Consider the following 6,154-nt stretch of genomic DNA (forward strand, 5'->3'; position numbering starts at 1 on the left):
GCCTCATCCATTCGACGAATCAACGATCCCGAACGTCACGCGGCCGCACAATCGGAACGGCTGTTCCGTTCTCGCCGGGCATCGCTTGCCGGCGTTTGTGGAAGGCTGGAGGGTATGAACCGTCTGTCCGGTGCCACCTCTCCGTACCTGCGTCAGCACGCGAACAACCCGGTCCACTGGCGCGAATGGGATGCCGATGCGCTGGCCGAGGCCGCGGCACGGGATGTGCCGATTCTGCTGTCGGTGGGGTACGCGAGTTGTCACTGGTGTCATGTGATGGCGCACGAATCGTTCGAGGACGAGGCGACGGCGGCGCAGATGAACGACGAGTTCGTCTGTATCAAGGTCGACCGGGAGGAACGCCCGGATATCGACGCCGTGTACATGAACGCCACCGTCGCCATGACCGGTCAGGGTGGCTGGCCGATGACCTGTTTCCTGACCCCGGCGGGCGAACCGTTCTACTGCGGGACGTACTACCCGAAGGTGCCGCGCGGCGGGATGCCGTCGTTCACCCAGCTGCTCACCGCGATCACCGATACCTGGCGGAATCGGCGCGCCGATGTCGATACGGCGGCCGATCAGGTTGCCGAGGCGCTGCGTGCGCAGGCGGGCGGGCTGCCCGAGAGCGAACTGCGGATAACCGCGCAACTGCTGGACCATGCCGTATCCGCGGCGGTCCGCGATTTCGACGAGGTCCACGGCGGTTTCGGAGGTGCCCCGAAGTTCCCGCCGGCCGCGCTGTTGGAGGGCCTGCTGCGCAGCTGGGAGCGCACCGGCGATCCTGAGGTCCGCGCGGTGGTGGACCGTACCGCCGAGGCGATGGCCCGCGGCGGTATCTACGACCAGTTGCGTGGCGGCTTCGCCCGCTATTCGGTGGACGCCGCGTGGGTGGTCCCGCATTTCGAGAAAATGCTCTACGACAACGCGCAACTACTGCGGTTCTACGCGCATCTGGCCCGGCGCACCCCGGACGATCCACTGCCCCGGCGGATCACCGAGGAACTGGTCGGATTCCTGTTCGACGATCTGGCGACCGCGAACGGTTTCGCCTCCGCGCTCGACGCCGATACGCAGGTGGAACCGGGTGCGCCCGGGATGGAGGGCGCCACCTACGTGTGGAATCCGGCCGAACTGGTCGGCGAACTCGGCCCGATCGACGGTGCGTGGGCGGGGGAAATCTTCGGGGTCACCACGGGCGGCAACTTCGAACAGGGCAGCTCCGTGCTCACCCGTGCCCGGGACCCCGAGGACACCGAACGATTCGAACGTGTGCGCACCACTTTGCGCGCCGCCCGGGACCGGCGCCCGCAACCGGAGCGGGACGACAAGATGGTCACCGCCTGGAACTGTATGGCCATCACCGCGCTGTGCGAGGCGGCCCGGGCCCTGGACCGGCGCGACTGGTTCGACGCCGCCTACGAGCTGTCCCGGGTGATCCTCGACGTCCACGTCGTCGGCGACCGGGTGCTGCGCGCCTCGCTGGGCGGGGTCGCCGGGACCTCGGCAGGCGTCCTGGAGGACTACGCCTGGCTGGCGACCGCGCTGCTGGCGCTGCACCAATACTCCGGGTCGGCCGGCTGGCTGCCCGATATCCACCGGATCCTGGATTCGGCGATCACCCATTTCGCCGACCCGGACGAACCCGGTAGCTGGTTCGATACCGCCGACGACGCGGAAACGCTGATCGCCCGCCCGCGCGACCCCATCGACGGCGCCACCCCGGCGGGGGCGTCCGTGCTCGCCGAAGCTCTGCTGACGGCGTCCGCGGTGGTGGAACCCGAGCACGCCGGCCGTTACCGCGAACTGGCGGAGCAGACGTTGACGCGCGGCGCGGTGGTACTTGCCAGGGCGCCGCGTTCGGCCGGACAGTGGCTGACGGTCGCCGAGGCCGCGCTGCAGGGCCCGCTGCAGATCGCGATATCCACGACCGGCTATGTGCCGGTGGGTGATGTGGAGCTGCTGGAGGTCGCCCGGGCTTACGCCCCCGGCGGTGCGATCATCGTGCGGGCGACCGCGGATACCGTCCCGCTGCTCGCCGATCGCCCCGCCATCGAGGGCACCGCCGCAGCATATGTGTGCCGCGGCACGGTCTGCGACCTTCCGGTGACGACACCGGACGACCTGCGTGCTGCCCTCATCGGGGAAGCAGCCGGAAACGTGGCGGAGTAGCCGCCGAGCCCGCCGCGCGGTCGCCGGTCGGGCGCCGGCTCCGGCACCCGCTGCCACCGGGCCGGCGAATCCCGCCCGCCGATCCGCCGGCGGATATCCGGCCGGCGATCCCGATGGGTGGGGCGTGACGAAGGCCGGGGCTCGCCGAAGGCCGTCGGGAAGCTGCGTTCGCCTGGAGTGAGCTCGGTGGGCCGGGACCGTGCGGATGGGTGCTCGAGCGAGGGCGTCGGAAATGGCGAGAAGCCGCCCCGAGTGCCGGTTCCTATGGTGTCGGCCCGGGTTCGCGGTCGGTCCACGAGGAAGTGGGTTCGGTGATGCCGCGGAGAGCTACGGCACCGTGTTTCACCCACTTCTCCCGCTCGTCCGCCGCGGCGGCATCGACAACACTCTGCGACACCAGGATGCGCCGCGGCACTTCCTTGGCGCGGGTGGTGAGGCGGGCCGCGGCGTTCACCGCGTCGCCGATCACCGTGTATTCGCGACGGGTGTCGGTGCCGAGATCGCCGGCGAACACCCGGCCCCGGGCGACCCCGATACCGATATCCAGTTCCCCGGCCGCCGCGATCTCGTCGCGGATCCGGCGGGCCGCGCGCAGGGCTGGGGTCGCGTTGTCCGCCAACGCGATCGGCGCGCCGAAAATACACAGCGCCGCATCGCCTTCGAACTTGTTGACCAGCCCGTCGTTCTCCTCGGTGGCCGCGACCACGGTCGTCATCAACCGGTTGAGTTTGGCGACGAACTCCTGCGGCGGCAGCCCGGTGGAGATCGCCACCGACCCGGTGACGTCCACGAACAGCGCCGTCACCTCCCGCACATCGCCGGTCAGATCGACCCCGCCCGCCAGTGCGCGTTCGGCGACCTCTTCGCCGACATGCCGGTCGAACACATCGCGCAGCCGCAGCCGCTCCCGCAGGTTCGCCGACATCTCGTTGACCGAATGTTCCAGCCGCCCGATCTCGCTGGCGCTGCCCACCGGAACCCGCACGTCCAGGTCGCCCTGGGTGATCCGGTCGACCGCGATCCGCAGGGTGCGTAGCGGGGTGGCGACAGCCCGGGCCAGCGCCCAGGTGGCGCCCACCCCGACCGCCAGGCTGATCGCCGCGAGATAGATACCGGTGCGGATCCGGTGGTCCTGGGTGGAGGACGGATCGGCCAGCACCACGATCAACGCGCTCAGCGGCATGGCGCCGGATACCGCCCAGGCCAGTGCGACCCGCACGAACACCGAGGAACTCCAGTGCATGGTCGCGCCGAGGACACCGGCGACGATGGGCACCACGGGCCGGATCACCCGGTCGACGACGAGATAGGTCAGGCCGGCGGATTCGAGCCCGCCGATGGTGAACATGGCGAGCAGGACGACGAAATCGTTCTCCTCGGTGAGCCGGGCCAGCAGCACCGCCGAGATCACCACACCCGGTGTCCACATCGCGATCGCCCGCAGCGATACGGCGATGGGGAGATGGAGCAGGCGCCGCGCCTCGTTCGGGGTCGGTTTGCGTGACTGGTCGAGCCAGCCGAAATAGGCCATCCGGTCGCGGATGGCCAACCCGATCCCCGCCAGGATCGCCAGCGCCGGGTAGACGGTGACGGCGGCCAGCCCGCCCAGTTGGTCGGCGCCCACGCGACTCGGGAATCCGATGAGCCAGAGCTGGGTGACGATCACGGCGAGACCGGCGAAATGCGCCGCGATGACCATCAGCGACAGGCCCCCGCGGACACGGACGCTCCACAGCATCAGCCGGGAGATCCTGCCGGGCCGGCGCCGGACCGTACTGCCGTCGCTCATCGCCGGACTACCCGCGGTGGCCGCGGTCGCCGGAGCGGCCGGTATCGAAGGACACGACACAGCAGCCTAATCGACAACGCCGGGCATATTCCCGCTATCGGCCTGCGATCCCGCGCCCGACCGTTGCGGGTCAACCCAGCAGCACCAGCCATATCGCCACGTAGTGGCACAGCGCGGCGAATACGGTGGCGGCGTGGAAGAACTCGTGGTGGCCGAAAGTGGTCGGCCACGGGTTCGGCCATTTGGTCGCGTAGAGCACCGCGCCGATGCTGTAGGCGAGCCCGCCGGCCACGAGCAGCAGCACTGCCGCCGGTCCTACCGACCGGTAGAGCTCCCCGCCCACCGGCACGACCGCCCAGCCGAGCAGCAGGTACAGCGGTACGCCGACCCAGCGCGGGGCGTGTGGCCACAGCATCTTCAGCGCGACCCCGGCCAGCGCCCCCGCCCACACGACCGCCAGCAGTATCCGGCCCGTGGAGGTGGGCAGACCGAGCAGGGCGAACGGGGTATAGGTGCCGGCGATGAAAAGGAAGATCATCGAATGATCGGCGCGTTTCATCCGGACCCGCGCCCGCACGGTGGTCCAGGTGATCCGGTGGTAGGTCGCGCTGATTCCGAACAGTGCGCAGATGGTGAGCCCGTAGACGGTGGTCGCGATGACGGCGGTGGCCGATACGGTCGTGGCGGCGGCGACCAGCGCGATCACCGCGAGAACGGCGATTCCGGTGGCCCAAGTGTGGATCCAGCCGCGCATCCGGGGTTTGACCAGCGCGACCAAGGAGTCGGCCGGGTTGGGCACCGGATCCTCGTCATCGGTGTTCCGTGCGGTGCCGAAGCCGCGAGTGAAGCTGTCGCCGTCGGGGGAGTGCCGCAGCGCGTTGCCGAGGTCGTCCGGCGGCTCACCGGTGCCGGCTCTCGGGTCTGCCGGGTCGAACACGGAACCTCCTGGATCGGCGGGGACGTCGCGGTGTCGGTTCGGGCTGTGCGGGCGGCCCTGATGGTTCGTCGTCGGACCACCGGACAGTTCTTGACCCGCCGGTAACCTACGGAAGCGTAGGTTGCGTCGGTTGTCACTGTACCGGGTTCGCCGCGAACGCGGGCTGCTGTGGTCCAGCCCACGTTCGGCGGCGAATGCGGATGAACCCCGGAAAAGGCGTACTGTAGGTCGTCGTGGAATTTCCGAGTCGGCTGCGGGGCTTTCCCTATCGCATCTACGAGGCCCGTCTGGCCAAGAAGCTTGCGGATAAACAGCATCCGCGCCACGTCGCCGTGGTGTGTGACGGCAATCGCCGCTGGGCCCGTGAGAACGGGTTCACCGATATCACCCACGGCCACCGGGTCGGGGCCCTCAAGGTCGCCGAACTGGTCAGCTGGTGTGAAGCCGAGGGAATCGAGCTGGTCACCGTCTACCTGCTCTCCACCGAGAACCTGCATCGCGGTCAGGAAGAACTGGAAACCCTGTTCGAGGTCATCACCGACGTGGTGGAGGAATTGGCCGCCCCCGAACAGAACTGGCGGGTGCGGATCGTCGGCACCCTCGACGGTCTACCCGATCTCGTCGCCAAGCGGATGCGCACCGCCACCGAACGCACCCGCGAACGTACCGGCACCCACGTCAACGTCGCCATCGGCTACGGCGGCCGCCAGGAAATCGCCGACGCGGTCCGCCAGCTGGTCCGCCAGGAAATCGCCGCGGGTGAAACCGGTGAAGACCTGGTTCAGTCGATCACGGTCAACGCCATCGGCCAGCACCTCTACACCTCCGGCCAGCCCGACCCGGACCTGGTGATCCGCACCTCCGGCGAACAACGCCTCTCCGGTTTCCTGCTCTGGCAGAGCGCCTACTCCGAAATCTGGTTCACCGAGGTCTACTGGCCCGAATTCCGCCGCGTGGACTTCCTGCGCGCCCTCCGCGACTACGCGGCCCGCCACCGCCGCTACGGAACCTGAGCTGTGTCTTTTGCGGCGCCATCGGCGCCGCGGGGTTTTGGCCCCCATTGTTGGCGGGACCTGTCATGCCCACACGTAACAACACCAACCCCACCACCACCACCCCCCCCCGCCCGGCGGCGGGCGTGCCCGATCCGGCCCCTGACACCGACGCTGCCGCCCCGGACGGGGGATCGGGGCCGCCGGTGCGCCAGTGCTGCGCAACCACAGCCACCCCGCGTTGTGGGCCGCCCAGGGCGCCGA

General features: G+C 69.3%; 4 protein-coding genes. 2 read left to right on the forward strand and 2 right to left on the reverse strand.

What is annotated here, in order from left to right:
* Positions 1-114 precede the first annotated feature (114 nt).
* Complete coding sequence (locus QH196_RS13295) at positions 115-2,172, forward strand: thioredoxin domain-containing protein (RefSeq protein WP_280416085.1); 2,058 nt, start codon at positions 115-117, stop codon at positions 2,170-2,172.
* Positions 2,173-2,434: 262 nt separating this feature from the next.
* On the opposite strand, the gene QH196_RS13300 is transcribed toward QH196_RS13295, so the two are convergent.
* Complete coding sequence (locus QH196_RS13300) at positions 2,435-3,961, reverse strand: adenylate/guanylate cyclase domain-containing protein (protein ID WP_280416086.1); 1,527 nt, start codon at positions 3,959-3,961, stop codon at positions 2,435-2,437.
* Between the two features lie 130 nt (positions 3,962-4,091).
* Positions 4,092-4,760: a PAQR family membrane homeostasis protein TrhA gene (trhA, locus tag QH196_RS13305; RefSeq protein ID WP_348538072.1), complete on the reverse strand. Its 669-nt coding sequence runs from the start codon at positions 4,758-4,760 to the stop codon at positions 4,092-4,094.
* Between the two features lie 371 nt (positions 4,761-5,131).
* On the opposite strand from trhA, the gene QH196_RS13310 reads away from it, so the two are divergent.
* The gene (locus QH196_RS13310; RefSeq protein ID WP_280416087.1) at positions 5,132-5,911 is read left to right on the forward strand and encodes an isoprenyl transferase; all 780 of its coding nucleotides are present in this window, start codon (positions 5,132-5,134) and stop codon (positions 5,909-5,911) included.
* The last annotated feature ends 243 nt before the right edge of the window (positions 5,912-6,154 follow it).

The sequence above is a fragment of the Nocardia carnea genome (genome assembly GCF_029868325.1).
Lineage (GTDB): Bacteria > Actinomycetota > Actinomycetes > Mycobacteriales > Mycobacteriaceae > Nocardia > Nocardia carnea_C.

What these genes read in the sequence shown, in the direction of transcription:
- QH196_RS13295 (WP_280416085.1), top strand. Translation starts at nt 115, where the DNA reads ATGAACCGTCTGTCCGGTGCCACCTCTCCGTACCTGCGTCAGCACGCG.
- QH196_RS13300 (WP_280416086.1), bottom strand. Translation starts at nt 3,961, where the DNA reads ATGAGCGACGGCAGTACGGTCCGGCGCCGGCCCGGCAGGATCTCCCGG.